Annotated in this window: 27 protein-coding genes; 11 read left to right on the top strand and 16 right to left on the bottom strand. The window is 33.7% G+C overall.

Annotation, left to right across the window (positions count from 1 at the left end; all coding sequences use genetic code 11):
- Positions 1-7: 7 nt before the first annotated feature.
- From I5776_RS10000 to I5776_RS21610, 3 genes are all read right to left on the bottom strand, one after another.
- On the bottom strand, positions 8-760 hold the full coding sequence (locus I5776_RS10000; protein WP_281397303.1) for a metal ABC transporter ATP-binding protein: 753 nt from the start codon (positions 758-760) through the stop codon (positions 8-10).
- A 14-nt stretch (positions 761-774) separates the two neighbouring features.
- On the bottom strand, positions 775-1,707 hold the full coding sequence (locus I5776_RS09995; RefSeq protein ID WP_202780457.1) for a metal ABC transporter solute-binding protein, Zn/Mn family: 933 nt from the start codon (positions 1,705-1,707) through the stop codon (positions 775-777).
- A 209-nt stretch (positions 1,708-1,916) separates the two neighbouring features.
- A complete protein-coding gene (locus tag I5776_RS21610; RefSeq protein ID WP_281397302.1) occupies positions 1,917-2,051 on the bottom strand; it encodes a hypothetical protein in 135 nt (44 codons plus the stop codon).
- A 265-nt stretch (positions 2,052-2,316) separates the two neighbouring features.
- Between I5776_RS21610 and yhfH the strand changes: the two genes are divergently transcribed.
- Positions 2,317-2,451, top strand: a complete 135-nt coding sequence (gene yhfH / locus I5776_RS09990; RefSeq protein WP_202780456.1) for a protein YhfH — start codon at positions 2,317-2,319, stop codon at positions 2,449-2,451.
- A 53-nt stretch (positions 2,452-2,504) separates the two neighbouring features.
- Here the strand turns inward: yhfH and I5776_RS09985 are convergent, their stop codons facing one another.
- Complete coding sequence (locus tag I5776_RS09985; protein ID WP_202780455.1) at positions 2,505-4,691, bottom strand: DNA topoisomerase III; 2,187 nt, start codon at positions 4,689-4,691, stop codon at positions 2,505-2,507.
- A 330-nt stretch (positions 4,692-5,021) separates the two neighbouring features.
- On the opposite strand from I5776_RS09985, the gene I5776_RS21605 reads away from it, so the two are divergent.
- The 3 genes from I5776_RS21605 (at position 5,022) to I5776_RS09975 (ending at position 6,283) form a co-directional block, all read left to right on the top strand.
- Entirely contained in the window at positions 5,022-5,546 is a 525-nt protein-coding gene (locus I5776_RS21605) for an acyltransferase family protein (RefSeq protein ID WP_281397301.1), read from the top strand.
- The gene (locus tag I5776_RS21600; RefSeq protein WP_281397300.1) at positions 5,467-6,009 is read left to right on the top strand and encodes an acyltransferase family protein; all 543 of its coding nucleotides are present in this window, start codon (positions 5,467-5,469) and stop codon (positions 6,007-6,009) included. Before I5776_RS21605 ends, I5776_RS21600 begins: the two co-directional genes overlap by 80 nt.
- A 61-nt stretch (positions 6,010-6,070) precedes the next feature.
- Positions 6,071-6,283, top strand: a complete 213-nt coding sequence (locus I5776_RS09975) for a methionine aminopeptidase (protein WP_246483970.1) — start codon at positions 6,071-6,073, stop codon at positions 6,281-6,283.
- Between the two features lie 46 nt (positions 6,284-6,329).
- Here the strand turns inward: I5776_RS09975 and I5776_RS09970 are convergent, their stop codons facing one another.
- Together I5776_RS09970 and I5776_RS09965 are read right to left on the bottom strand one after the other, a co-directional pair.
- On the bottom strand, positions 6,330-6,536 hold the full coding sequence (locus tag I5776_RS09970) for a zinc ribbon domain-containing protein (RefSeq protein ID WP_202780454.1): 207 nt from the start codon (positions 6,534-6,536) through the stop codon (positions 6,330-6,332).
- A 119-nt stretch (positions 6,537-6,655) separates the two neighbouring features.
- Positions 6,656-8,188: an FAD-dependent oxidoreductase gene (locus I5776_RS09965; protein ID WP_202780453.1), complete on the bottom strand. Its 1,533-nt coding sequence runs from the start codon at positions 8,186-8,188 to the stop codon at positions 6,656-6,658.
- A 120-nt stretch (positions 8,189-8,308) separates the two neighbouring features.
- Between I5776_RS09965 and I5776_RS09960 the strand changes: the two genes are divergently transcribed.
- The 3 genes from I5776_RS09960 to hpaB all read left to right on the top strand — a co-directional run bounded on the left by I5776_RS09960 (position 8,309) and on the right by hpaB (position 11,774).
- Positions 8,309-8,503 (top strand): hypothetical protein, encoded by a 195-nt coding sequence (locus I5776_RS09960; protein WP_202780452.1) that lies wholly within the window; start codon positions 8,309-8,311, stop codon positions 8,501-8,503.
- A 90-nt stretch (positions 8,504-8,593) separates the two neighbouring features.
- Positions 8,594-10,213, top strand: coding sequence for an ABC-F family ATP-binding cassette domain-containing protein (locus I5776_RS09955; RefSeq protein ID WP_202780451.1), 1,620 nt, complete (start codon positions 8,594-8,596; stop codon positions 10,211-10,213).
- Positions 10,214-10,337: 124 nt separating this feature from the next.
- Entirely contained in the window at positions 10,338-11,774 is a 1,437-nt protein-coding gene (hpaB, locus tag I5776_RS09950; RefSeq protein ID WP_343066448.1) for a 4-hydroxyphenylacetate 3-monooxygenase, oxygenase component, read from the top strand.
- Between the two features lie 11 nt (positions 11,775-11,785).
- Here hpaB and I5776_RS09945 read toward each other — a convergent pair whose 3' ends face one another.
- Genes I5776_RS09945 through I5776_RS09935 form a run of 3 tightly spaced genes read right to left on the bottom strand, consistent with a single transcriptional unit; the run spans position 11,786 to position 13,137 of the window.
- A complete protein-coding gene (locus I5776_RS09945; RefSeq protein WP_202780450.1) occupies positions 11,786-12,649 on the bottom strand; it encodes a DUF421 domain-containing protein in 864 nt (287 codons plus the stop codon).
- A 17-nt stretch (positions 12,650-12,666) separates the two neighbouring features.
- Entirely contained in the window at positions 12,667-12,870 is a 204-nt protein-coding gene (locus tag I5776_RS09940; RefSeq protein WP_202780449.1) for a DUF1657 domain-containing protein, read from the bottom strand.
- 60 nt (positions 12,871-12,930) lie between these two features.
- A complete protein-coding gene (locus tag I5776_RS09935; RefSeq protein WP_066229705.1) occupies positions 12,931-13,137 on the bottom strand; it encodes a DUF1657 domain-containing protein in 207 nt (68 codons plus the stop codon).
- A 50-nt stretch (positions 13,138-13,187) separates the two neighbouring features.
- Between I5776_RS09935 and I5776_RS21595 the strand changes: the two genes are divergently transcribed.
- Both I5776_RS21595 and pepF read left to right on the top strand, forming a co-directional pair.
- Positions 13,188-13,319 carry a hypothetical protein gene (locus I5776_RS21595; RefSeq protein ID WP_281397299.1) on the top strand — a complete coding sequence of 44 codons (132 nt, stop codon included), beginning with the start codon at positions 13,188-13,190 and terminating at the stop codon, positions 13,317-13,319.
- 27 nt (positions 13,320-13,346) lie between these two features.
- Complete coding sequence (gene pepF / locus I5776_RS09930; protein WP_202780448.1) at positions 13,347-15,152, top strand: oligoendopeptidase F; 1,806 nt, start codon at positions 13,347-13,349, stop codon at positions 15,150-15,152.
- 21 nt (positions 15,153-15,173) lie between these two features.
- Here pepF and mprF read toward each other — a convergent pair whose 3' ends face one another.
- The 4 genes from mprF to I5776_RS09910 all read right to left on the bottom strand — a co-directional run bounded on the left by mprF (position 15,174) and on the right by I5776_RS09910 (position 22,462).
- The gene (mprF, locus tag I5776_RS09925; protein ID WP_246483969.1) at positions 15,174-17,702 is read right to left on the bottom strand and encodes a bifunctional lysylphosphatidylglycerol flippase/synthetase MprF; all 2,529 of its coding nucleotides are present in this window, start codon (positions 17,700-17,702) and stop codon (positions 15,174-15,176) included.
- A 165-nt stretch (positions 17,703-17,867) separates the two neighbouring features.
- Positions 17,868-18,842, bottom strand: a complete 975-nt coding sequence (gene trhO / locus I5776_RS09920) for an oxygen-dependent tRNA uridine(34) hydroxylase TrhO (protein WP_202780446.1) — start codon at positions 18,840-18,842, stop codon at positions 17,868-17,870.
- A 128-nt stretch (positions 18,843-18,970) separates the two neighbouring features.
- Entirely contained in the window at positions 18,971-21,157 is a 2,187-nt protein-coding gene (locus tag I5776_RS09915) for a DNA topoisomerase III (protein WP_202780445.1), read from the bottom strand.
- An 81-nt stretch (positions 21,158-21,238) separates the two neighbouring features.
- Entirely contained in the window at positions 21,239-22,462 is a 1,224-nt protein-coding gene (locus I5776_RS09910) for an MFS transporter (protein ID WP_202780444.1), read from the bottom strand.
- Positions 22,463-22,599: 137 nt separating this feature from the next.
- On the opposite strand from I5776_RS09910, the gene I5776_RS09905 reads away from it, so the two are divergent.
- Together I5776_RS09905 and I5776_RS09900 are read left to right on the top strand one after the other, a co-directional pair.
- On the top strand, positions 22,600-22,728 hold the full coding sequence (locus I5776_RS09905) for a YuzL family protein (protein WP_202780443.1): 129 nt from the start codon (positions 22,600-22,602) through the stop codon (positions 22,726-22,728).
- A 69-nt stretch (positions 22,729-22,797) separates the two neighbouring features.
- Positions 22,798-23,040: a YkuS family protein gene (locus I5776_RS09900; RefSeq protein WP_202780442.1), complete on the top strand. Its 243-nt coding sequence runs from the start codon at positions 22,798-22,800 to the stop codon at positions 23,038-23,040.
- Positions 23,041-23,086: 46 nt separating this feature from the next.
- Here I5776_RS09900 and I5776_RS09895 read toward each other — a convergent pair whose 3' ends face one another.
- The 3 genes from I5776_RS09895 to I5776_RS09885 all read right to left on the bottom strand — a co-directional run bounded on the left by I5776_RS09895 (position 23,087) and on the right by I5776_RS09885 (position 26,081).
- Positions 23,087-24,106 carry a TDT family transporter gene (locus I5776_RS09895; protein WP_202780441.1) on the bottom strand — a complete coding sequence of 340 codons (1,020 nt, stop codon included), beginning with the start codon at positions 24,104-24,106 and terminating at the stop codon, positions 23,087-23,089.
- A gap of 188 nt (positions 24,107-24,294) precedes the next feature.
- On the bottom strand, positions 24,295-24,822 hold the full coding sequence (gene mobB, locus I5776_RS09890) for a molybdopterin-guanine dinucleotide biosynthesis protein B (protein WP_202780440.1): 528 nt from the start codon (positions 24,820-24,822) through the stop codon (positions 24,295-24,297).
- Positions 24,789-26,081 carry a molybdopterin molybdotransferase MoeA gene (locus I5776_RS09885; RefSeq protein WP_202780757.1) on the bottom strand — a complete coding sequence of 431 codons (1,293 nt, stop codon included), beginning with the start codon at positions 26,079-26,081 and terminating at the stop codon, positions 24,789-24,791. The genes mobB and I5776_RS09885 overlap by 34 nt, the downstream gene beginning before the upstream one ends.
- Between the last annotated feature and the right edge of the window lie 4 nt (positions 26,082-26,085).

Raw genomic sequence — 26,085 nt, 5'->3', positions numbered from 1 at the left:
ATGCACCTCAACTTATAATTAACGGTGATGAATTGGAATCAAGCATCGTTAATTTTCCACCATATGTTTTTTGAAGATTTTCCTTCGTAAAAAGCTTTTCCGTCGGCCCAACTCCAATTAAATGAACATTTAACAAGATCGTCCAGTCAAAATATTCTTTCACTGTATTTAAATCATGATGTACAACCAATACTGTTTTTCCTTGTCTTTTTAAATCATTTAAAAGAGTGATTATCGCCTTCTCAGTTGCCGCATCTACCCCAACAAATGGTTCATCCATAAAATAAATTTTCGCATCTTGTGCTAGAGCTCTGGCTAAAAAAATTCTCTGTTGTTGTCCTCCCGATAATTGACTTATTTGTCTTTGTGCATAGCCTTCCATTCCTACCTTTTCTAAACAATTCATAGCTATTTGCCTATCTTTTGCACGGGGTCGTTTAATCCATCCAAGATGGCCGTATCTTCCCATCATCACAACATCTAAAGCATTGGTAGGGAAATCCCAGTCGACTGATTCGCGTTGGGGAACATAACCAACGATTTTTCGCATTTCTTTATATGTTTTTCCATAAATAGAAACCTCACCAGCAATAGAAGGAATCAATTCTAATATTGCTTTAATTAATGTGGATTTCCCGGCTCCATTCGGCCCAATAATGCCAATTAAATTTCCTTCGGGAATAGTGAAAGAAATATTTTTTAATACAGGATTCTTTTGATAGGCTACAGTTAATTTATTTATACTTAACGGTGAAATCATCTTTTTTACCTCCTTTAATTCAGTGCATTAACAATCGTATCGACATTATGTTTAACCATTCCTATATACGTACCTTCATCTGTTCCTTCTTTTCCCATTGCATCTGAATAAAGTTCACCGCCAATTTTCACTTCATGACCTTTTTTCCTTGCACCTTCGACAACTGCATTTATCGCTTTTTTTGGAACACTTGATTCTACAAAAACAGCTTTAATCTTATTATCAACAAGAAAATCACGTAACTGGCTAACATCTTTTGCACCATATTCAGAGGCAGTACTAATACCTTGTAAGCCCAAAACTTTTATGTCATAGGCGTCCCCGAAATAGCCAAACGCATCATGCGCTGTAACTAATACTCTAGATTCTTTCGGGATACTTGCAATTTTTTCAGTTGTATATTGATCAAGCTCCTTTAATTTCTCAATATAATCATTAGCATTTTTCACATAATTCTCTTTATTCTTTGGATCAAATTTTATTAATTCATCGCGAACAGTTGCTGTCGCAGATATCCAATGCTTTACATTAAACCAAATATGGGGATCATGTCCTTCTGTCCCATCATCCCATGATCGTAAATCTGATTCGGGAATGTTTTTAGAAACAGGTACAGTCGCCTTCTTCTTTGCCAATTTCTCAAAGATATCTACCATTTTCCCTTCAAGATGCAGCCCATTATAAAAAATCATATCCGCATCCTCTAATTTTTTTATGTCACCTTGAGATGCTTTATATAAGTGTGGATCAACGCCTGTTTTCATTAATCCAATTGTTTTGACATGGTTTCCCCCTACGTGATCAACTATGTCTTTTATCATCCCTATCGTCGTCGTTACCTTGATCTTCCCATCTAGCGGTGTACTATTTATTGGGGCTTTCGTGCAAGCTGAAAGTAAGAAAACAACGATAAATAACCCCAAAAATGATAATTTGTTTTTCTTCATTTTTCCCCCTCTTTTCCTAAGTAGATAAATTCATGTTAAGCTGACAGTTTTGAGTAATATCCCCTCTTTTCGTTTACGACACTTTTTTTCCCTTACGCAACTCTTACATCAAAAAAAAAAAAAAAAAATAACCAAACATTTAAATGAAAAAATGTTTCCTTAATGCAAAAATACTGCAAACAATTTAATTAGTCAAATGTTTTTCCATTTTAATTCGGATTTTCTTTTTTACAATGTTGTTCCAATATATTAATTGAATTGTTTTTTAAAATTTTTGTTGTTTCATCTTTTGATAACAGACCAATTTTCTCACAAAGAATTGTATAAAATAAAATTTTATTCATGTTTAACCCCCTCATTTGTATATGTTGTAAAATTATATGCGCTAGTTAAATAAAGTTTCCTGGATGCAAAAGTAATAAAAATATTTCTAAACAATTTTTTTTCAATGCAGAAAATAGCCTTTTGTCTATGCACTATTATATCCATTTCAACATAAACTGTATCATAACAGAATATATTATTTACAACTGTATTATATTAGTGTTAAAATATAAAAAATATTTTATGTTTTCATTATTTTAAATTAATTATTTTGGAGGGATTCATATGTTACAAAATCCAGTGGAGTTTTTTCTTAATCTTTCAAAAAAGATTTGTCCGGAATGCGGTGAAAATGTAGAAGACCAAGCGGAATCGTATATTTTAGAATGCGAGCACTGCCTTTCAAAAAAAGTTGAATAACAGAAGAATAGATAAATAAAAAATAGTGGAGCGGTTCAATAAACACCGCTCCACTATTTTTTTACATACACCGATTCAAATTGGATTATTTGTTTATCTTTATTCCAATCTAAATACCCATCAAATGTTTTCTCATCTTTTTTAAACCCTTTTATCAAATCGGTTTTTCCTTCTTTTAATAGTTTCGAAACATTTTTCTGAGAAATCGTCTTCCCGAAAATTTTCTTAGAAATGGTGAAATTACATTTAGTCTTTTGATAATTTGTACAACCATAAAAATTACCTTTTTCAATTATCATTCCATCACATTTTTTACATTTTCCAAGCCTAGCTTTTACTCTTTTCCCCTTTTTGCCTGTATTCGTATTAGCTGAAATTTCTTCAAGAAGATCTGCGGGAAATGCCCATTTTGTTTCAGCAATTTTCGCATCATCAATTAACTTTACTGACAACTTCTTTGCATGTTCTAAAAAAACATTCGGTGATGCCTTTCCCTCCCCTATTTCATGAAGTCTTTGCTCCCATTTAGCTGTCATTTCCGGAGAAGAAAGAATACTATTTCCAATACTCTCAATTAACAAAATTCCTTTTTTAGTGGGACATACTACATTTTTTGTTACTTCGATATACTTTCGGTCTTTTAAAACAGAAATAATTCCAGCACGAGTTGCTTCAGTTCCTAAACCTTCCGTTCTTCTTAAAATACTCTGCATTTGGCTATCTTCAATAAACTTACCAGCTGTTTTCATTAATGTGATTAGTTGTCCTTCAGTATAGCGCTTAGGAGGTTGTGTCTTCCCCTCTTTGACCGTTACCTTGGAAACAACACCGATTTCATCCTTATTTAAATCAGGAAGAACTTGCTCTTTCTCCTCTTTTGTTTCTTCCATTTGGTATATGATCTTTCTCCAACCCTCCTGTATCATTTGTTTGCCTTTAGAAATGAATGTTGCCCGCTCATCTACCATTGTATGGACGGTAGTGTAGTCAAAAATACTCTTTTCATAATGAGCAGCAATTAATCTCCTAACAATTAAATCATAAATTTTTTCTTCATCCTTCGCTAAGGTTAATGGATTGACCACCTGTTCTGTAGGGATAATTGCATAGTGATCCGTTACTTTCTTTTCATTTACGAATCTTTTATTATTCATAATCGATTGAATAGAAAGCGGGAAAAATTCTTCATATAATTGAATTTTGCTAATTTGATTTAATATTTCAGGGAATAATGCGGCTTCTTCTTTTGTAACATAGCTTGAATCAGATCTTGGATAAGAAATAATTCCTTTTACATATAATTTTTGAGCAATATCTAATGTTTTCTTCGGTGAAAACTTAAATATTTTATTAGCAGTTGCTTGCAATGATGACAAATTGAATAATAATGGTGGTTGAAATTCTTTTCTTTCCTTTTCAATTTCATCAATCCGGGCAGGCTTTCCTTTACAAAAGTTTGCGATTGCCATTGCCTTCTTTTCTTCTTCTAATCTCGTTTCAGAATTTATATGCCAAATCCCTTCATACTTTTTATTTGCCATTTGAAAAACAGCCTTGACCTCCCAAAACGGTTCACTCTTAAAATTTTCGATTTCTTTTTCCCTTTTAACGATTAAAGCTAGCGTTGGTGTTTGAACGCGCCCGGTTGAAAATACATCCCGAATCCCTTTTCTCTGTAGCAATAATGTATAGGCCCTCGATGCATTCATGCCAATAAGCCAATCTGCACATGCGCGACTCATTGCCTCATAATAAATGGATCTGGTTTCTTCTTCATTTAGTAAATGGTGAAAACCATTTACAACTGACTTTTCAGTGAGGGAGGAAATCCATAATCTTTTCATCGGCTTTCGATTATGACATTGCTTTAAAATAATCCGAATGATTGCTTCCCCTTCACGTTCCGCATCTCCCGCCATGATCACTTCGTCAATGTCCGGGTTTTTTAATAAATTTTTTATAATCGTAAACTGATTCCACTTGTCCTTTTTCACTTTATATTGAAAGGATTCTGGAAGAATCGGTAGTGTATCAAGTGACCACCTCTTCCATTGTGGGTTATATTCTTCCGGAGGAATAAGTTCACATAAATGACCAACTGCCCAAGTTAAATAAGCACCATGTGGAAATGTTTGATTTGGAGAAATTTCGATGTAGCCTTTCAATTTCTTATGAGGAAATGGGGCGGCAAGTTTCATCCCTTGATCTGGCTTTTCTGCAATGATTAATGGAAAAGTCATTAGTTCCAAAAACCTTCTTTCTTTTGGTATCTATCATTATTTTTATACTATATTTTACTATATTTGTTCACGTGAAAGAAAGATTATTAAATTTACAAACTTGGAGACATGTAATCTTTTTGTAAAAAAAATAATCATACAATAATATTTTTTAATCTAGATTTTAGATTAGCGTAACTGAATTGTGGTATATAAATGATAAAATTTGCTTATAGAAAGGTTGATTTCTCAATGTAGGGACTTTCAAATTAAAGTTTATATATTTTAAAGATAAATTAAGAATTAAACATTAGAATATTTTTTAACATAGTAAATTTCGGAGGTGTTAGCATGGCTTCTTCTTCGAAGAGAAGTCTTTATTTTGATAATGCAAAGTTAATCCTTATTTTCTTAGTTGTATTCGGACACGTTATTAGTCCTTTAAAAGGAAATGATGATATTCTTTTCACTTTGTATACAGTTATTTTTCTCTTTCACATGCCTGCCTTCATTTTAATATCTGGCTATTTTGCGAAAGGATATCGTAAAAAAGGGTACCTAATTAAATCTGTAAAAAAAATATTATTACCCTATTTAATTTTTCAAGCAATCTATTCATTTTTTTACTTTATCAGCGGAGACGAAAAATCTCTGACTATTGATTTTCTTCAGCCACATTGGACTTTATGGTTTTTATTGAGTTTATTTTGTTGGAATGTGCTCATATATGCCTTTGCTAAGTTAAAATGGATTGGCCTTTTTGCTTGCTGTCGCAATAGGAATCGCCATAGGATATGTGGATCACGTCGGGAACTATTTAAGTCTTTCAAGGACCTTTGTCTTTTTCCCATATTTTCTATTGGGGTTCTTAATTGAACAAAAGCATATAAATTGGATAAAGAACATGAAATTTTCAGCGGTAATAGGAGTTTTAATAATACTGTCGACTTTTCTGCTATTTGGTTTGTCCTTTCCTAAAGATGCGGTTCCATGGTTGCTTGGTTCCTCCTCTTACGCAGATATGGGCAATGTTGAATGGTTTGATGGGCTTTTCCGTATGCTCCAATACTTGTTAACATTAATAGTTATTTTTGGATTTTTTGCACTCGTACCAGCGACCGGATCAAAATTAACGATTATCGGACAGCGGACACTTTATATATATTTATTACATGGTTTTATCATTAAGATTATTGAAACTGCAGTTTCAGACGAAACACTTGAATCAATTTCGCAAAATTATTTCTTGCTTTTCATCTTTTCATTTGTCCTTTGTCTAACTCTTGGAAGTTATTTAATTAAAAAATACACCAAACCATTAATAGAGCTTAGGCTTTAATATATAGACGTATAATTTTCCCAAATCCTATCCATCCTAAATATAAAAGGAAGGGATGGATATGTTGGGACTATTCAATACATTTCAAGAGTGGAAAGCAAATAGATATGAAGAAAAAATTGCAAAGATGGAGTCTAAAGGAATATGCCCTGATTGTTATGGAAAGGGGATTAATTCTCTTGCACTTAGTGAATTTTACGTAACAAATGTTTTTGATTGCCCGGGGTGTAATGGCAGTGGGTTATTCTCAGACTGGTCCGAAAATAACCGATAGGTAAGTGGAGTTTCCTTAGCTGTTAAAAAGGAAACTCCTTTTTTCATTAGCCCCCAAAAAAGAAGTCTAACACATTCGAAGCAGTCGAAGATTGTTTATTGTAAAATTCCGAGTATCCACAGTTTTTACAGTAAACAACGATAAATTGGTTATTTTGGATATCAAACATTTTCGAAAGACCTGTTCCTGTCATGGCCACTTCCTTTTTACCTGCATCCGTACTTCCACATTTTATACAGCCTTTTTCACTCATTGGGAAACCTTCTTTCATAATGAATAATTATTTTCTACTATCTTTACGCAATGATTCCTTCTTTAGTTTCATTAATTTATTACAATAGAAGAACCACCTCTATTAGGTGGTATTCTTGCTTAATCTAAGTCAACTTTTCCCAAAGGTGTTTCCGCAGGTCCCTCGATTACATCTCCAACAATTGAAAATCGTGAACCGTGACAAGGACAGTCCCATGTCCGATCACCGGAATTCCACTCAATTTCACACCCTAAATGTGTACATGTCGTATCGACTACATAAACTTTACCGTCAGCATCTTTGTACGCCCCTGCCCGTTTACCGTTTACATTGACAACTGATCCTTCATCATTAGCTAAATCATTAATGTCTCGAAGAGGGTACTCCAATTTACCTTCTATTAAATGTTTGGCCACATCGAGATTCGTCGTGATAAATTCTTTTACACTTGGGTTTGCATTGAATCTTGATGGTGAGAATAGATCTTCATATTTATTTTCAGTGTCCGAAATAATATCGGCTAGTAAAATGGCCGAAACTGTACTGTTTGTCATACCCCATTTTCTAAATCCTGTCGCTACAAGTACTTGATCATGATTATTCGTAATCCGTCCAATGTATGGAATCTTGTCCAATGTCGTTAAATCTTGAGCAGACCATCTGAATAAGAATTCATTCATTCCAAACTCATTTTTTGCAAACTCTTCTAAAGCCTCATAATGAAGAATAGTCGGTATCCCTTGTCCGGTTTTGTGATTTTCACCACCGACCAATAATACCTTTTCCCCGTTCAACGTCATTGTTCGGAAGGATCTTGTCGGCTGTTCTGCATTAATATACATTCCACCCGGAACATCCTTATTCGTTTTTACCGCTATTAAATAGGATCTCTCTGCATACATTCGGGTCGGATAAAAACCAAGGCCATCATAAAACGGAAAATGTGAACAAGCACAGACAAATTTACACGCTACATTTAACCCTTCTTTTGTTATAACAATTGGTTGATCTGAATAATCGACATCCGTTGCTGTCGTTTTTTCAAAGATTAGCCCTCCCTCTTTTTGTATATATTCAATTAAGATTTTTAAATATTTTAACGGATGAAATTGTGCTTGATTCCTCATAATTAGAGCCGCTTTTACCGGAATATCTACTGGGATATTATTGATCATTTCGCCATTAATGCCTAGTTCCCTATAGGCAGTAGCTTCAGCTTCTAATTTACTAATATAATCTTCACTATTTGTATATATATAAGCATCCTCTTGACTAAAATCGCAGTCAATTTGGAGCTCTTCAATCGTAGTTTTAATAAATTTTAATGCTTCTTCATTTGCTTCATAATATAATTTAGCTTGTTCTTTTCCATTATTTCTAATTAGTTCATCATAGATTAAACCATGTTGTGCCGTGATTTTTGCAGTCGTATGTGCAGTTGTACCATTTAAAAGCTCACCAGCCTCAATGATTGCTACTTTGTACCCTTTTTTCGTTAGCAAATAGGCAGTGGTGATTCCAGTAATCCCGCCACCAACAATTGCAACATCTACTTCAATATCTTCGACTAAAGCTGAAAAAATTGGTATTTCAACCTCCTCTTTCCAAATGGGCTTGGGAAATTGCGGCATACCTACTTGTTCATTTGACATTAATCTATCCTCCAAAATGTAATATTTATTACTATATTTACCACAAAGGATTATTTTCATGTGTATTTTGAAATAATACTTAGATAGATTAATTTTGAAACCTACAAGGAGTTGATACAGATGACAAATCAAGGTGATGAGAAAAGAGTAACCGATACACCAAAAACGAAAAAGATTACAATAAATACCGCGATGAGTAATGTCAATCAAAAACCATATTATCCGGGTGGATCAGTTGAAGAACATAAAAACTTAGAAGAAGCGAATACAATTCTTACAGGAGATGAAATAAAACAACAAAACGAGAATTTATAATTTGAATAGTTGTTATGCAGTGTACTTTCCCCTTTTCGCTCAAGTCATGTTATAATCAATTAGATATTATTGTTTTGGAGGTATTTGTCTTTGATTACTGTTAACAATGTTGGCTTACGATTTGGTGAACGTAAACTTTTTGAAGATATTAATATTAAATTTACACCAGGTAACTGTTATGGATTAATCGGTGCAAACGGAGCAGGTAAATCCACCTTCTTAAAAATTCTTTCCGGTGAATTAGATGCACAAACAGGTGATGTTCATCTTACACCTGGTGAAAGACTAGCTGTTTTAAAACAAAACCACTTTGAATTTGAAGAGGAAGAAGTTCTAAAAGTTGTAATTATGGGACATACTCGTTTATTTGAAGTCATGCAGGAAAAGGATGCCATCTATATGAAAGCTGATTTTTCAGATGAGGATGGGATGAGAGCTGCTGAACTCGAAGGTGAATTTGCTGAGTTAAATGGTTGGGAAGCTGAATCGGAAGCAGCAATTTTACTTAAGGGGCTTGGTATTGAAGAAGAACTTCATACAAAAAAGATGGCAGAACTAACTGGAGCTGAAAAGGTAAAAGTGTTACTAGCTCAAGCACTTTTTGGAAAACCAGATATTCTTTTACTCGATGAACCTACAAACCATCTTGATTTAAAAGCTATTCAATGGCTAGAGGAATTTCTAATAAACTTTGAAAATACCGTTATTGTTGTCTCTCATGACAGACATTTCTTAAATAAAGTATGTACACATATTGCAGATTTAGACTTTGGAAAAATTCAATTGTATGTGGGGAATTATGATTTTTGGTATGAATCAAGTCAGCTTGCCCAAAAATTGGCGCAAGAGTCCAATAAGAAAAAAGAAGAAAAGATTAAGGAATTACAAGGTTTTATTGCAAGATTTAGTGCCAATGCCTCAAAATCTAAACAGGCAACTTCTCGTAAAAAGTTGCTAGACAAAATTTCATTAGATGATATTAAACCATCATCTAGAAAATACCCATATGTCCACTTTACACCGGAACGTGAAATTGGAAACGATTTACTCCGTGTAGAAGGGTTAACAAAAACAATTGATGGGGTTAAAGTTCTTGATAACGTTAGCTTCATAATGAATAAAGATGACAAAATAGCACTCGTAGGTCAAAATGAAGTAGCCAAAACTACTCTATTTAAGATTTTGGCTGGTGAAATGGAACCAGATAGCGGTTCATATAAATGGGGTGTGACAACGTCGCAATCCTATTTCCCAAAAGACAATTCAAGTTACTTTGAAAATGGTGACTTAAATCTTGTTGATTGGTTGCGTCAATACTCCCCGAATGATCAAAGTGAAAGCTTTTTAAGAGGATTTTTAGGGAGAATGCTTTTCTCTGGTGAAGAGGTATTAAAAAAAGCAAATGTATTATCTGGAGGAGAAAAGGTTCGTTGTATGCTTTCAAAAATGATGCTAAGCGGTGCAAATGTTCTTCTATTAGATGAACCAACCAACCATTTAGATTTGGAATCAATTACAGCGGTCAATAACGGATTGATTCGCTTCAAAGGATCAATGATTTTTGCGTCACACGATCATCAGTTCATACAAACGATTGCAAATCGTATCATCGAGCTAACGCCTAATGGGATGTTAGATAAAGTGATGTCCTACGATGAATACTTGGAAAATAATGATATTCAAAAGCAACTAGAACAATTATATAAATAATACTTTGAAATAAAGGGAATCAAACAGTAGTTTGATTCCTTTTTTTATTTAGACTTAAAATTTTTATTGATTGTCCCACTTAATCTTTTGCATATATTTATGTTAGTGACAATAATTTTGTGAGGTGATCATTTTGACTGTTTTAGGAAAGGATTATATATCCAGAATAGACAACTTAAATAATGAAGTGTGGATAGATGGAAAAAAGATAGATGGAAAAATATCGCAACATCCTGCTTTTAAAGGAGTATTAAAAAGTAAAGCGGCATTATATGATCTTTCAAATGCTAATAAGGAAACTTTTACCTTTACATCTCACATAACAAATTCTGAAGTGAATTTTGCATTTAAACAACCAAAAACCAAAAAAGATTTAGAACGTAGATTTGTGGCAACAAAGGAATGGGCACAATCAAATTTAGGTTTATTAGGGCGTTCACCGGATTATGTTAACACAGGTATTATGGCTTTAGGTGTTGCTAATTCTATATTTCATGAAGATAAAAAGAATTATGATAAAAATATTTTTAACATTTATAAAATGGCAATGGAAAATGACCTCTCCTTTACTCACACATTTATTAATCCGCAGGTGAATCGTTCCATCGGCTATTATGAAGATTCCGATAAAATTATTGCAGCTAAAGTCATTCGTGAAACAAGTGATGGAATCATCGTAAAAGGTGCGAGACTTTTAGCTACCCAAGGCGGTATAACCGATGAAGTATTGGTGCTTCCTTCTGGAGGAAACTTTATTGAAGATGCTTATGTATACGCCTTTTCCATCCCTTCAAATACACCTGGTTTAAAATTTATTTGCAGAGAATCTTTCGTAAATGGAGAGTCTAATTTTGACTATCCGTTAGGTTCAAAATTTGAGGAAATGGATTCAATTGTTGTTTTCGATGAGGTTCTAGTCCCGTGGGAACGCGTCTTTCTATATAAAAATTTAGAAATTGCATGTAATATGTTTTCGGAAACTAAGTTTAATACAATGCTTTTGTTTCAAGCAATTACAAGAATGATTGTAAAAACAGAATTTATTCTTGGATTGGCAGAGACCATTGTACATTCCATTAATATTATTGAATATCAGCACGTAAAAGACAAACTTAGTGAGGTTATATCTACTCTCGAAATAATGAAGTCTTTACATCTCTCGTCTCGATTTCATTCAACTCTTGATCATTTTAATACAATGGTCCCCGATTACAAACCATTAAATGTTGCCATCTATTATTATCCTAGAATTTACCCCCGATTAATTGAAATTATACAGCTTTTAGGTGGCAGCGGAATGATTCTCCTCCCAACTGAAGAACAGTTCCAATCACCGATATCCTCTTATCTTGAAAATTATTTACAGGCTACAAACGTTAATGCGACTGATCGAGTAAAACTTTTTCGACTCGCCTGGGATTTATGCATGAGTAGTTTCGGAACCAGACAAACTCAGTTTGAACGATTTTTCTTTGGTGATCCAGTTAGAATGGGAATGGGTCTTTACAACAGTTATCCGAAAGAGTCCTATGTTAAGCTAATCAACGATTTTCTTAATTAAACAAATACTTTTTATTCTATAAGGAATGGTTTCAATTTCTCTACCAAAACTTCCAACCTTTGTGCATTATTTTGATACATTTCACTGGCAGATTTTGATTCAGTAGCTAAAGTAAATAATTCAAGATCTGCTTGGCATTTTTTTAAAGTCGCTAATAATAATGTTCTCTCTTGTGAATTGGGAAGTTGAATTTTATCATCATAAATATCCACAGTTAATTTTCCATAGGAATCAACTTGCCCAAGAAAAACATTATCAAGAGCAACATTTAACTTTTCCAATTCAGTTTTTAACCACGAACGATTATAGCCAGTAAATCCAAGCGCTTCATCCAATATCATTCCTTCAGAAATGACGGTTTTTGGCTCTTTTTCTGGAGCGACTTGCAATTGGACATCCTTTGGAGTGATTGGTTGTTTCTCTTTTTTTAATAATACATTCAACTCTCCGCTCGGTTCAAGAACCGCGAACTCCACATCAGCTACATTAAAAGCATTTTTCTTTCTTAAAAGTGAAACCAAGTCATCAACCGTATGCTTTTCTTTCGTTAAGCTATCCTCCTGTATTTTCCCATCCTTAATTACGACAACTGGGGTACCATCTAGAAAATCTCGAACCTTTTTACTCTTTAAAGAAAGATAAGTTAATAATATAGGAATTAATGTCCAAATAAATAAACTATATATTCCGTTAAGAAAGCTTTGTCCAACACCGGTAGAAATCTCCGCCCCAATACCGCCAACCACAATCCCAGTAATATATTCGAAAAGGGACAATTGACTAATTTGTTTTCTTCCTAACAATTTGGTTAAAACGAATAAAACGATTAAAGTAATAATTGATCGTAAAATAACTTCAAGCCAATTCGGTCCCATCAATTCTCCTCCTCCCTTTAACTTTTATATTGAGGTTCTTCCCGTTCAAGAATAACCAGTCTATTTTGTAAATCTGTAATGATTTCATCCGTTTCCAACATACTTTCGTGAAAAACCTTTTGTGCCTTTTCATCTGTACTCATTAATGCAAAGCGACTTAAATTGCTTTTTGCTCCATTAAGACTCGCAATACAATTTTTTATATCGGAAGCAATTGTCATTTTCCTGACCCCTTTTAGAAAAGGATGATATAAATGCATATCATCCTTTAATATATATTCTTATTGTTGTTTATATTGTGGTTCTTCTTGTTCCACTTCATTCATTCTTGGTGTTAGTGTGTCAATAATTGATTGAGTTTGTTGAGCACATGATTGATACAATTGTTTAGCTTGTTTATTATCTGTCGCTAACGAAAAGCTTTCTAAATTAGCTTGGGCACTTTTCAATCCTGAAATGGTTTGCTTAATATTATTAATTACCGTCATTATTCATAACCCCTTTTTTGGTGTAATTTGACTCTTGTTCGAACTGAACGATGTTAGTTTATGAAAATGGACTAATTTTATTAATAGAAAATATATCCTTCATTCTTGCAAAAAAATCGATTGAATTATACAAAAAGTCCAAACATTCATATATAATGAAAATGATTAGTGAAACGAAATAGATGATTTATTCAAAGGGAGAATAGAAAATGGAAAAAATAGCTGAGAAAAGATTGACTCGTTCGGAAGTTCCTGAAGAAATGAGATGGAAAATAGAGGATCTTTATGCGAGTGATGAAGCATGGCAAGCGGAACTTGAAGCTTTACAACAGAATCTTGATTCCGTACGCAAATATAAAGGTCAGTTAAATAATCATTCATCATTGTTTAACTGTCTAACAGCTTATGAAGCACTTTACACAACATTCATCCATTTAGAAACCTATGCAAATTTACGATCCTCAGAAGATGGAACAAATCCAGTAAATCAAGGTAATTCTTCACGAATCGCTGGAGCAATGGCTACTTTAGGTAGTTCTTTAGCATTTTTAGAATCTGAAATCCTTTCATTACCCGAGGGAACAATTCAACAATTTATCGCTGAGGAACCAAGATTAGAAGTATTTAGAAACTACTTACAAGACATTATCGATAAAAAGCCACATACATTATCACCAGAAATTGAAGAAACTTTAGCTGCATTAAGTGAAGTTCATGATGCACCATATATGATTTATCAACGGAGTAAATCGTCTGATATGCAATTTGATTCACTAATTGATAATGAAGGAAATTCATTGCCGATGTCCTTTGCCCTGTATGAAGATCGTTATGAGCTATCACCTAACACAGATTTACGTAGAAAAGCATATGAAACCTTTACGCATACATTAAGTCAATATAAAAATACGTTTGCTGCTACATATGCAACAGAAATAACAAAACAGGTCGCCTTAGCGAAATTACGTAACTTTGATACAGTTACAGAAATGTTATTACACCCACAAAATGTAACATTAGAAATGTACCATAACCAACTGGATGTTCTGCAAAAAGAATTGTCGCCGATCATGCAGCGTTACGCAAAATTAAAAAAACGCGAATTAGGTTTGGATAAAATGATGTTCTGTGATTTAAAAGCGCCACTCGATCCTGAATATAATCCTTCTACTACATTTGAAGAAGCATCCAAACTTATTATTGAAGCTTTAAAGATTATGGGACCAGAATATAGCCAAATTATGCAAACTGCTTTATCAGAAAGATGGGTTGATCTAGCTGATAATATTGGAAAATCTACAGGTGCGTTTTGTTCTACCCCTTATGGTCTTCATCCATATATTTTGATTACATGGACAGATACGATGAGAGGTGCCTTTGTTCTTGCACATGAGTTGGGCCATGCAGGACACTTTTATCTTGCGGGGGAAAATCAGCGTATTTTCAATACTGATCCATCTACTTATTTTATAGAAGCACCTTCTACAATGAATGAATTATTATTAGCTGATCATATTTTATCTAAAACTAATGACAAACGGATGAGACGTTGGGTCATTTCACAATTACTTGGAACATACTATCATAACTTTGTGACACATTTATTAGAGGGTGAACTCCAACGTAGAATTTATACGTTAGCTGAAGCTGGAAAGCCAATTACTTCAACCACTTTATGCGAGGAAAAGAAGGAGGTCCTTCAAAAATTTTGGGGAGATACACTTGAGATAGATGAAGGTGCAAGCCTAACGTGGATGCGTCAGCCTCATTACTATATGGGTCTTTATCCTTACACCTATTCCGCCGGTTTGACCGTATCAACAGCGGTTGCAAAAATGATTAAGATTGAAGGTCAACCCGCTGTTGAACGTTGGTTAGACGTATTAAAAGCAGGTGGGACATTAAAACCGCTTGAATTAATTAAAAAGGCCGGTGTAGACATGTCAAAACCTGACGCAATCAGAAGTGCTGTGAAATATGTGAATCAACTAGTCGAGGAATTAGAAAATAGTTAATATTAAAGAAAAACGCCCCTTTTATGAATTGGGGCGTTTTTTTGATATAAGTAAGGCAATTTGTATCATTGTAGTAGGCAATGAAGTTTTCTTTCTATAGGCTAGATATTTTGGTTCCCATGAACTGGCATATTTTTCTTTAAACTTTTTTAATCCTTTGAAATGATATACAAAATTGCCATGAGTGTAGATTTGGGACGCTAGTTTTTCTCCAATAAATGAATACTTTGATAATCCCACATTTGCGAGCGGTGCCATTCCTAAATTAAACCGTTTATACCCTTTTAATTTTGCCCATTCAAATAACTCAATGAAAATAAAATCCATTGTTCCCGATGTTACATTTGGGATATACCTCATTAAATCAATTGATAAAGTTGTGTGATTATCGTAAACAGGCATAATACTTACAAATGCTATAAGATTTTTTTCAGGATCCATTAAAATTGCTAACGGGGCAGTTTCTAAATAATTTTCATCAAAAAAGCCAAGTGAAAAACCTTTCTCCCTCTTTCCATTCAACCACAAATCAGAAATGTTTTTTAATGCTTGTAAAGTCTCTTTCGTCAATGGGGGTTCAAGTACTTGAATGCTATAGCCTTCTTTTCCAAATTTATTTTTTGTAGCTCGAAGCGCCTTCATTCTACTACCGGACAGAGTAAAAGTTTGTAAATCCACAAAAGCTTCTTCTCCTAATTTGAAAAAGTCATACCCGTTTTCATGTAATTTTGGGATTAATTCATTAGTTACTTGATAGTAAGCGGGTGTGTATCCGTATAGATCCGCAAAATCATGAAATTCTTCAATGGTATGAAAGAATTCTTCTTGTTTCCCTATTGGATCACCCAGAATAACTAGCTTATCTGCATATTGTTCATACATCATCATTACTTGACCTGTTTCATTCCAAAAGATTTTTTTATCATGCAAAAAGACTAAGTGTGAAAGAACGGTTCCCCCATACTTTTCCAAATGTGCCTTCACCTTGTTTTCATCAATTTGATAGGAACCTGGAGTTCTCGGCCTCATAAAAAAATAAGTGATAAACATAATAATTGCAGCGATCAATAAGCCAGTCATTGCACTCAAAATTAAATCACTAGCATCGATAATCACATATTTTCGAATAAAATGGGGAATCTTCAGCTTACTATCAGGTAAGTTATTATAACCGATTAGCACGTATAGCAGTGTAAAGAAAATGATAACAATAAAATCAAAAGCAGCTCTACCCCATGTAATAACAAAATTCAATCGATAGAACCTTTTCTTTGAAACAACCAACATAATCGCTACAAAGCCTAAATAAATGGCTTCTTCATAATCAAATCCTTTAACAAGACAAAGTAAAGAAGCAAAGATTAAAAGTACAAGTGTAGAGTAATATGCCCATCTTACCCTATACTCAATTCCTCTTGATAACAAAATTAATAAAAATCCGGCAACAATCGTTAATTGATGAGAGAAACCCATTAATGGTGAAGATAAAAACTCTCTTAAAAACTTAATACGATCAAGCACCCCTGGTAAAGATGCCGAAAGTAATAATACGATACCAGAGAAAAACACTAATATTGTTAGTATCCAGTGACTCATATTTTTGGATATGACAAAAATTATTTTTTTATATTGTTCATCCAATTGCCTCCAAAAATATCTTACAAATAAGCCAATTGCCACAATAAACGGGATGAAATAATAACAAATTCGATAAAGCAACAATACTAATAATATTTTTTCAGTCTCAATGTGATAAAATTCGAACCCCATTAAAATGACAAAATCAAAAGAACCTAGTCCACCGGGAATCATACTTATTATTCCTGCACATGATGCGACAACAAAAATCGGAAATAGCTGCGCAATACTTATAGGAATATCAATTAAAAATGCAATTACCCAAAAAAACAATAACGCACTCATCCATTCAAATAGTGAAATAACCATAAGTTCAATCAAATAGTTATTTTTAAAAGAAAATTGTGCATTTTTTATATTTTTCCACTGAAAGCTTATTATTAAAAATGGAATATACAAAGCTAACGCCCAAACGGCAATTTTCAGCCACTTCAATTCCACTAAAAAAATCGGTTTAAATATTCCTATTGCTACTAACCAACATAAAATAGATATTCCTGAAATGTAGAAGATTGACACTTTAGCGATATTTTTTAAAATAACATCTTTTTCTTTATAATATTTTTTATAAAAAAAAGAACGTAAACTTAGACCAATTACACCCCCGAAACCTAAAAAGTTCGAAAATGTATTAACAATCCAGGAATAAGAAAAAAGTTCCTTTATTTTCAAATTTAACTTTAAAATTTTGCATAAGATTAAATCATAAAACAGCATAGGAATAATTGCTATTAATCCTAATAATACAATTAATAAGATATTCGAGGGCGTAAGTTCAGAAATATTATTTTTTAATAAATTTATATCGATATCTTTTACCATCTTTTTCGATTCAAAAATAATTAGCACTAATAATGCAATTGGAAAGGCAATTTTTAAAAAAGATATCAACCGTTTTTTACTTAATTTCAAGGAAACACCATCTTTCTTACTTTGAAAAAAAAGCTTCGTAACAAAATGTAAAGTACAGAAAATCATTATGTATTTTAATTAATTGAAGAAAATTTATTCACTTTGGGCATTTTCGTAAAAAAATAGCTCAAGTACTACTACTTGAGCGTTTTTTTTCATAATACGTTAACCTAAAGTTACTGTTTTCTCTTCTTCAAGTTTTTGAAGTCTGCTTTCCACTTCTTCTTTTGTTAATTCATGTTCTTTTATATAAAGGTTTCTTGGATGTATTCGACATTCATGTGAGCAACTGCGTAAATATTTATGTTCATTTTCTTCCGAACACAACATTTGACGATTACATTCGGGGTTTGCACAATTTACATAGCGTTCACATGGTTCACCTGTAAAATAATCTTTTCCAACAACAACATGTTCTTTGTGATTAATTGGAACCGCAATACGCTCATCGAATACATAGCATTGTCCATCCCAAAGTTCACCTTTCACTTCGGGATCTTTCCCATAAGAGACAATTCCTCCATGAAGTTGTGCAACATCTTCAAAGCCTTCTCTAACTAACCAGCCAGAGAATTTTTCACAACGAATGCCACCAGTACAATAAGTTAATATTTTTTTACCGGCTAATTGATCTTTATTCTCGCGAACCCAATCTGGAAGTTCTCTAAATGTTTCAATATCAGGACGAATAGCCCCTCTAAAATGACCGAGATCATATTCATAATCATTTCTAGCATCTAAAACAATTGTATCTTCATCTTGCATCGCTTCAAAAAACTCTTTTGGACTATAATATTTTCCAGTTAGTTCATTTGGATTTATATCATCTTCCAAACGTAAAGTTACAAGCTCTTTTCTTGGTCTTACATGCATTTTTTTAAATGCATGCCCATCTGCTTCATCCACTTTAAATACAATCCCATCGAATCGAGGATCATTTTTCATCATATTCATATATTGATCTGTTTGTTCTACTGTACCTGATACAGTACCATTAATCCCCTCTTCAGCAACAAGAATTCTACCTTTCAAGTTTAAATCCTTACAAAAAGCTAAATGATTTGCTGCAAATTCTTCGGGATCCTCAATTTTTGTATAAAAATAATACAATAACACTCGATATGGTTTTGTTTCACTCATCGATGCTACCACCTATCTATTTATATTTGCAAGATATAAATGTATTTAGGTTGTACACTTTTCTCTTACAATAGTACATTTTATACAATTTATGTTATTCCTGCAAGATGTTTTTTGATTAACACATCTTACTTGAATTTAAATCCCTTCAATGCCTCTGCAAGTGCATTATTTATTGGCTCTTCTTCTTTTTGCTGTTTCATGTATTTCTGAACGGTACGTTTATCCACTTTCCCTGAAGATTCTTTTTTACGTCGTTCTTCGAAAGCAGAAAGTTTTTCACGATACCCACATTTACATGCGAACACTTGGCCTTTGCCTTCACCTCGAAGTTCCATTTTCTTTTTGCATTGCGGGCATCGTGCATTGGTTAACCGTGCGATGTTCTTTTTAAATCCGCATTCACGATCTTGGCATACAAGCATTTTTCCTTTTTTACCGTTTACCTCTAACATTGGCTTACCACATTCAGGACACGACTTTGTTGAAATATTATCGTGTTTATACTTTTTATTACTTGCTTTAATTTCAGCTACTATTTCTTTTGTGTGTTCCTTCATTTCGTTAATAAAAACTGCTTTTTTAAGTTTCCCTTTGGCTATCAGTTCGAGTTTTTGTTCCCACTCAGCAGTTGTCGCCGGCGATTTTAATTCTCCCGGTACTAAATCTAATAGTTGTCGTCCTTTAGAAGTGATAAAAATTTCTTTTCCACCACGTTTTTCGATTAGGAAGGAATTAAATAACTTTTCAATAATATCTGCACGTGTTGCAACTGTACCGAGGCCGCCTGTTGATTTTAACGTGTCCGTAAGTTTCTTGTCTTTCGTATCCATGAATCTCGCTGGGTTTTCCATGGCGGAAAGTAAGGTAGCTTCAGTAAAACGTGCTGGTGGCTTTGTTTGACCCGCAGTTTGGTTGATTAATTTTGTTTTTATTACATCACCTTTTTCAAGACGCGGCAATAATTGCTCTATCACATCATCTGCAGATTCCTCATCATCAAAACGGTTATCATATACTTCCTTCCAGCCAGCATTAGTAACTGTTTTCCCTTTAGCAATGAATTTTTCTTCGCCAATTTTGGCTTGCACGGTTAACTGTTCATATTCAAAAGCTGGGAACAAGACGGCTAAGAAGCGTTTCACAACAAGGTCATATATTTTACGTTCTTTATCCGTAAATGCGGAGAATTTCACATATCCTTCAGTAGGAATGATGGCATGGTGATCACTTACCTTACTATCATCAACGAATGCCTTTGTAGCTTTAATAGGCTTCTTTAAAATCTTACTTGCAAGCGGACGATATTCTCCTACACTACATGCTTTTAATCGTTCTGGAAGCGTACTAACGATGTCCGTTGATAAATAGCGTGAATCCGTACGAGGATAGGTTAAAACTTTATGTTGCTCATACAGCTTTTGCATAATATTCAATGTTTCTTTAGCTGAATAACCGAAGATTTTATTAGCGTCACGTTGTAATTCTGTTAAATCATATAAAGCTGGTGAGAATGTTTTCTTATGTTTTCGGTCGATGGCAATAACAGTCGCGTCTTTTCTTCCAAGTGATTGAATGATTTTATCGATTTTTTCTTTACTAAAGCTTCGACTATTACCATTCACATCTTGCCATGTTAATTTAACATCATCTGTTCGAGCTTCAATTCCATAATAATTTTGCGGTTTAAAATTCTTTATTTCATCTTCACGTGCCGCAACCATAGCAACTGTTGGTGTTTGTACACGGCCGCAGTTTAACTGTGCATTAAACTTTGTTGTTAGGGCACGTGTGGCATTTAAACCAATGTACCAATCCGCTTCCGAACGCGCCACTGCCGAGGCATATAAGTTTTCATACGCCTTGCCGGGCTTTAAATTGTTGAATCCGTCTTTTATCGCTTTATCCGTTACAGAGGAAATCCACAGACGTTTGATTGGCTTATGCACTTTCGTTTTATCAATTATCCAACGTGCTACTAATTCTCCTTCTCGCCCAGCATCAGTAGCCACGATAACTTCATTTACATCACTACGATTTAATTGTGCTTTTACAGCATTAAATTGCTTTCCAGTTTGCTTAATAACTACTAATTTCATGCGTTCAGGAAGCATCGGAAGATCTTCAAGATTCCATGATTTATACTTTTGATCATATGCCTCAGGGTCTGCTAAAGTCACTAAATGTCCCAAAGCCCAAGTAACGATATACTTGTCACCTTCAATAAATCCATTTCCTTTCTTTGTACATTTCAATACATTTGCTATATCACGAGCAACTGAGGGTTTCTCAGCGATCACTACACTTTTTGCCATTTTTCTAAACTCCTTTACTTACTATGTACAGTCTAATATACCATAGTTTTATCTCGAAAAATGGATTGGCACCTTTATTTACTAGTTTTCGTTAAGCTCACGTACTTTCTTATCACTTGGTAATAAGAATGTTAATAATCCGAACAAAGGAAGAAAACTACAAAAAATCATCACAAATTTTATACTAAATAAATCTGCTAGATTCCCATAAATTACTGCTCCGATTGCCCCCATACCGAAAGCAAGACCGACAATTAATCCGGAAACCATTCCAATTTTTTGTGGCATAAGTTCTTGAGCATACACAACTGTCACACTAAAGCTTGAAGTTACGATAAATCCTATTAAGAAAAACATAGGGATGACCAAGAATAATGGTACATATGGAAGGATAAGTGTTAACGGAGCAGCACCGACAAGCGAAAACAAAATTATATTTCGTTTTCCAAAGCGGTCTGCTAATGGACCTCCTAAAAATGTCCCTAAAACTCCAGCTAGCATAAAAACAAATATATATATTTGAGCTTTTGTTATACTAATTCCATAATCCTCAATTAAGTAAAATTGATAAAAATTCGAAATTCCTGCCGAATACCAAGAGCGTGCAAAAACAATAAAAACTAATAATGCCATAGCTGTTTTAATTTTTGGATGGATCGTTTTTTGAGAAATTGACACAGTCTTCTTCTTTGTTTTCAATCCACTGATTATTTGATTCCTATACCATTTTGATACGTAAGTCAGCAGAACAATTCCCATTGCTGCAACAAAGGTAAATGATAATATACCTTGTTGACCGAAAGGATAAAATATTAGAGCAGTAAATACCGGAGCCAATGATTGACCAAAATTACCACCAACTTGATAGATGGATTGGGCTAATCCCCGTTTACCTCCCGCTGCCATAAAAGCTACTCTGGAACCTTCCGGGTGAAATACAGCAGAACCAATTCCAATAAAAAATACCGAACATAAAATGACATAGAAATTTGGGGACAGACCAAAGCCAATAAGTCCAATCATACTCATTAACATTCCTAACGGAAGTAAGAAAGGGGTTGGTCTTTTATCCGCATAATACCCAAATACAGGCTGCATAACAGAAGAAGTCATATTTACAACAAAGGCTATCCACCCTATTTGTGAATAACTTAAACTTAGCGTTTTCTCCAATATTGGAAACATTGCTGGAACTACAGCTTGTATGGAATCATTAAAAAAATGCCCAGTACTAATAGCAAATAATATTCCGTAAATCGTATTTAATCCGATATTTTGCTTATTGTGCTTCGCTGCAACTGCCATTAAACATCTCTCTTTCCAATTTGCATTTTTTATAAATAGATTATACAACTTTTTTTGTAACTCGAAATAAATTTTTTCAAAATTGATACATACATACTATTTTGAAAGTGTTAGAAAATAGTATTGGAGGTGATTGTATGGGCAAAAGAAAAAAAGATCCTTCTAAAACGGGATTAAGTAATCCTAATGTAAAAGGACAAGGAACGACAACTGTGGAGACTGGACAATATGAAGCTGATGCAGCAAGAAAAAAACACGGAAGATAACTTCAGATACACATTTTTAGGAATAATTCTGCGTTAAATTAGGCATTTTATAATGAGGAGGTGTCAATTATGACTAAAATTGGTGTTGAGCAATCACTTTCAAATGTGTCTGAAGCACTTAAACAAAAAGGATACGAAGTTGTTGAACTTAAAAATGAACAAGATGCAAAAGGCTGCGACTGTTGTGTTGTAACTGGCGGAGATAATAATGTAATGGGAATCCAAGATGTTATTATAGAAGGTTCAGTTATAGATGCAACGGGTCTTTCTGCTGATGAAATATGTCATCAAGTAGAAAGTAAACTTCCATAGTTATTTAAAGGAACAATAAAGAAACTGGTGTTATCAGCCAGTTTCTTTATTTGGAAATATATTTTTCCTTTTGTGTCGTATCACTAGATGAAACTAATGTTAAATATTTTAATGTCATATTTTCCTTCAGAAAAAGAATCATTTCACAAAGTAATAATACAAGAACTACCACCACTCCATAATGTAAGATAAACTGACGGATAATAATAAAAAATTGTGGCATTTCGTTCGTTGGTAACTTTAATGTAAATGCAAATAACATTCCAAATGTAAAATTTCTTGTCCACTGAGATACATCATATTTAAGCAATCCATTTATAAGTCCCATTTGATTCAGACGCACACATGCTCGATAAATTTCTATGAACTCTATTAGAATGAACCATGCCAATACCCAATACCACATAAGTATTGTTACATTTGCGGGAATCGTATGGGATATTACCCCTGCTAATCCTGTTATCGACATTGCACCGTGGATAACACAGTTGGTGTTATACCAATCTACTTTTATATCTAATGTTTTATAGGATGTAAAATATCGATTTATTATAATCATTAAGCTAAGGATGTAGAAACCTACTCCTAAGAAAAATAAGCATTCATTTATCATATGAATATAATAATTATCACGAAAGATATTTGTAAATCCAACAACTAATGATTGAGTACTAACTGTTGATAATAAAATAATTCCATGCGCGTTTATAAAAAAATCTTTTTTCATTAGTTTTTTGAAATTACGTATACAAATATAGATAAAATACGCCCAAAATAAACCATTGGCTATCATTATAATTTTTGAAACAACTTGCAGCTCGGAAAATTGATTATAAATAATAGTTGAACAAACAGATGTTCCAGCAACCCAAGTTCCTATGGCAAAACTTTTTATTTCATTTTGGAAATGCATTTTTCGTAATGAGTGATTAAATAATGATTTCGCATATGAACTAATAATGAATAACCAAATGATAGCTAATAAAAAAGCAATATATTTTTTTCCTGCAGTGTTAAAGAGGAAAAAGTTATTAAAGGCATCATATTCGAAAATGCCAATTGCCATAACAATCGCTCCTGCTGCAGTGGGTGCAGGTTTTCTATGGAAAAGAAAAAATTTGATGATAATACAGAGCATAAGAAGAGTTATAAAAACCAATTATTTCATCTCCAATATTGTAACAATTGCCCTAATAATCATATCATATTTCCCTGCATTTGATGATAATCATTATTTTTTTCGATCGTTACCCCTTACTTTTTATCTAACCGTTTGTTTGATAAGAATTCAAATAACCACTCATGAAATATTTTATATTCTTTAATAGGAAAAACGGGATATAACTGAAAATTTTCAAGTGGTATCCAAGTAAGCACCGCTTGAATATTATTTAATTTGCTTAAAAGTTTAGTATCCTCTTTATTTCGTATAATAACTGCCTTAGGGTATGGCTCATATTTGTATCCTTCAAGCAATATAAGGTCTAACGGTAATAATTCATATATTTTTAATATATCTTGGATAGTCCATTTTAGATCCCTATTTTGTAATAATAGCGCACCATTACCCTCAACGGCGGTAAGCATAGAACCAGCTATTCGATGCTTATCTGTATCTTTTAGATCATTTGTTGTACTTGGTGTTCCCCCATGACCATGGTGTTTTATTGTACCTACCGTTAAATTATGATGAGTGCAATATCGAATGAATTCTTGAATTACTGTCGTTTTTCCACTATTTTGAAATCCTACAATTTGGAAGATTTGCGGGCTTCTGTCCATGGTTCATCACTTCCTGTTTGATCCTCGAATAATAATACATCAACAAGGTCCCCTGCTTTATAGCCCCGTGTACCTCCTGGAAGAACCATTAAACAATTGGCCCATGCAATCGATGAAACGACATTTGATTTATCTAGACCTACCGGATCTACAATTAATCGATCATTAACGAACTTTATTTGACTACGGACAAAACGATTAAAAGGATTTGGCTTAGGAAAATCTGTTTGTAATGTTGCCTTTGCTTTTGTTAAATATGGTGTGTCCGAGTGAAGCCAATAACGTATAATTGGTCTGACATATAATTCGAATCCAACATAACAGGCGGAAGGGTTTCCAGATAATCCAAATAATAGTTTATCACCTATATTCGCTACTGTTGTCACACTTCCAGGTCGCATAGCAATTTTATTAAAAAGAATATTTGCACCTAAACGTTTATAAATTTCAGGAAGATAATCGTAATCACCTACTGACACTCCACCTGTTGTAATGATAAAATCACATTCTGATAAAGCTGTTTCAATTGCGGTATAAAGAGACTCTATTTCGTCAGCTCGATTTTCATACTTTTTAACTTCGGCGCCTGCTCGAATGATTTGTGATTCAATCATATATCCATTACTATTTCTGATTTTCCCATGCTCTAACGGTTCATCAACATTCAAAAGTTCGCTGCCTGTTGCAATTACTCCGATTACAGGTTTTTTTATAACCGGAACACGACTATACCCAAAGGTTGCCAACAATGCTTTTACTCCCGGGGTAATAATTGAACCCTTTTGGATTAAGTGATCTCCTTTTTTTACGTCCTCGCCCTTACATGAAACATTTTCTCCAGTTTTTACTTTTCTTTTAATCATGATCGTTTTTTTATTATCTTTTAGATTTTCTCTAACAAGTTCCAACATAATGACACTGTCAGCACCTTGGGGGAGAGCTGCACCCGTCATTATTCGGATTGCCTGAAATGGACCTACTTTTAGCGGACTCACTTGGCCTGCTCCAATTTCATCAATTACTTCGAAACAGACCGGATTTTCACTGGTTGCATGCAATGTGTCCTCCGATCGGATTGCAAAGCCATCATAAGGTGAGCGATCGAAATGTGGTACATCATGATCTGAAATTAATGGTTCACCAAGAAATCGGTTATCACATTCATTGATTGACACCCATTCAATGCTTCCTAAACGTTTCCATTCCATTACTTTCTCAATGGCATCTTTTACCCAAATTGGTTTGCGTCTTTCCACTATTTCG

Origin of the sequence: Heyndrickxia vini, from assembly GCF_016772275.1 — a bacterium.
GTDB classification, from domain to species: domain Bacteria; phylum Bacillota; class Bacilli; order Bacillales; family Bacillaceae_C; genus Heyndrickxia; species Heyndrickxia vini.
This window is presented reverse-complemented; position numbering and strand designations above follow the sequence as displayed.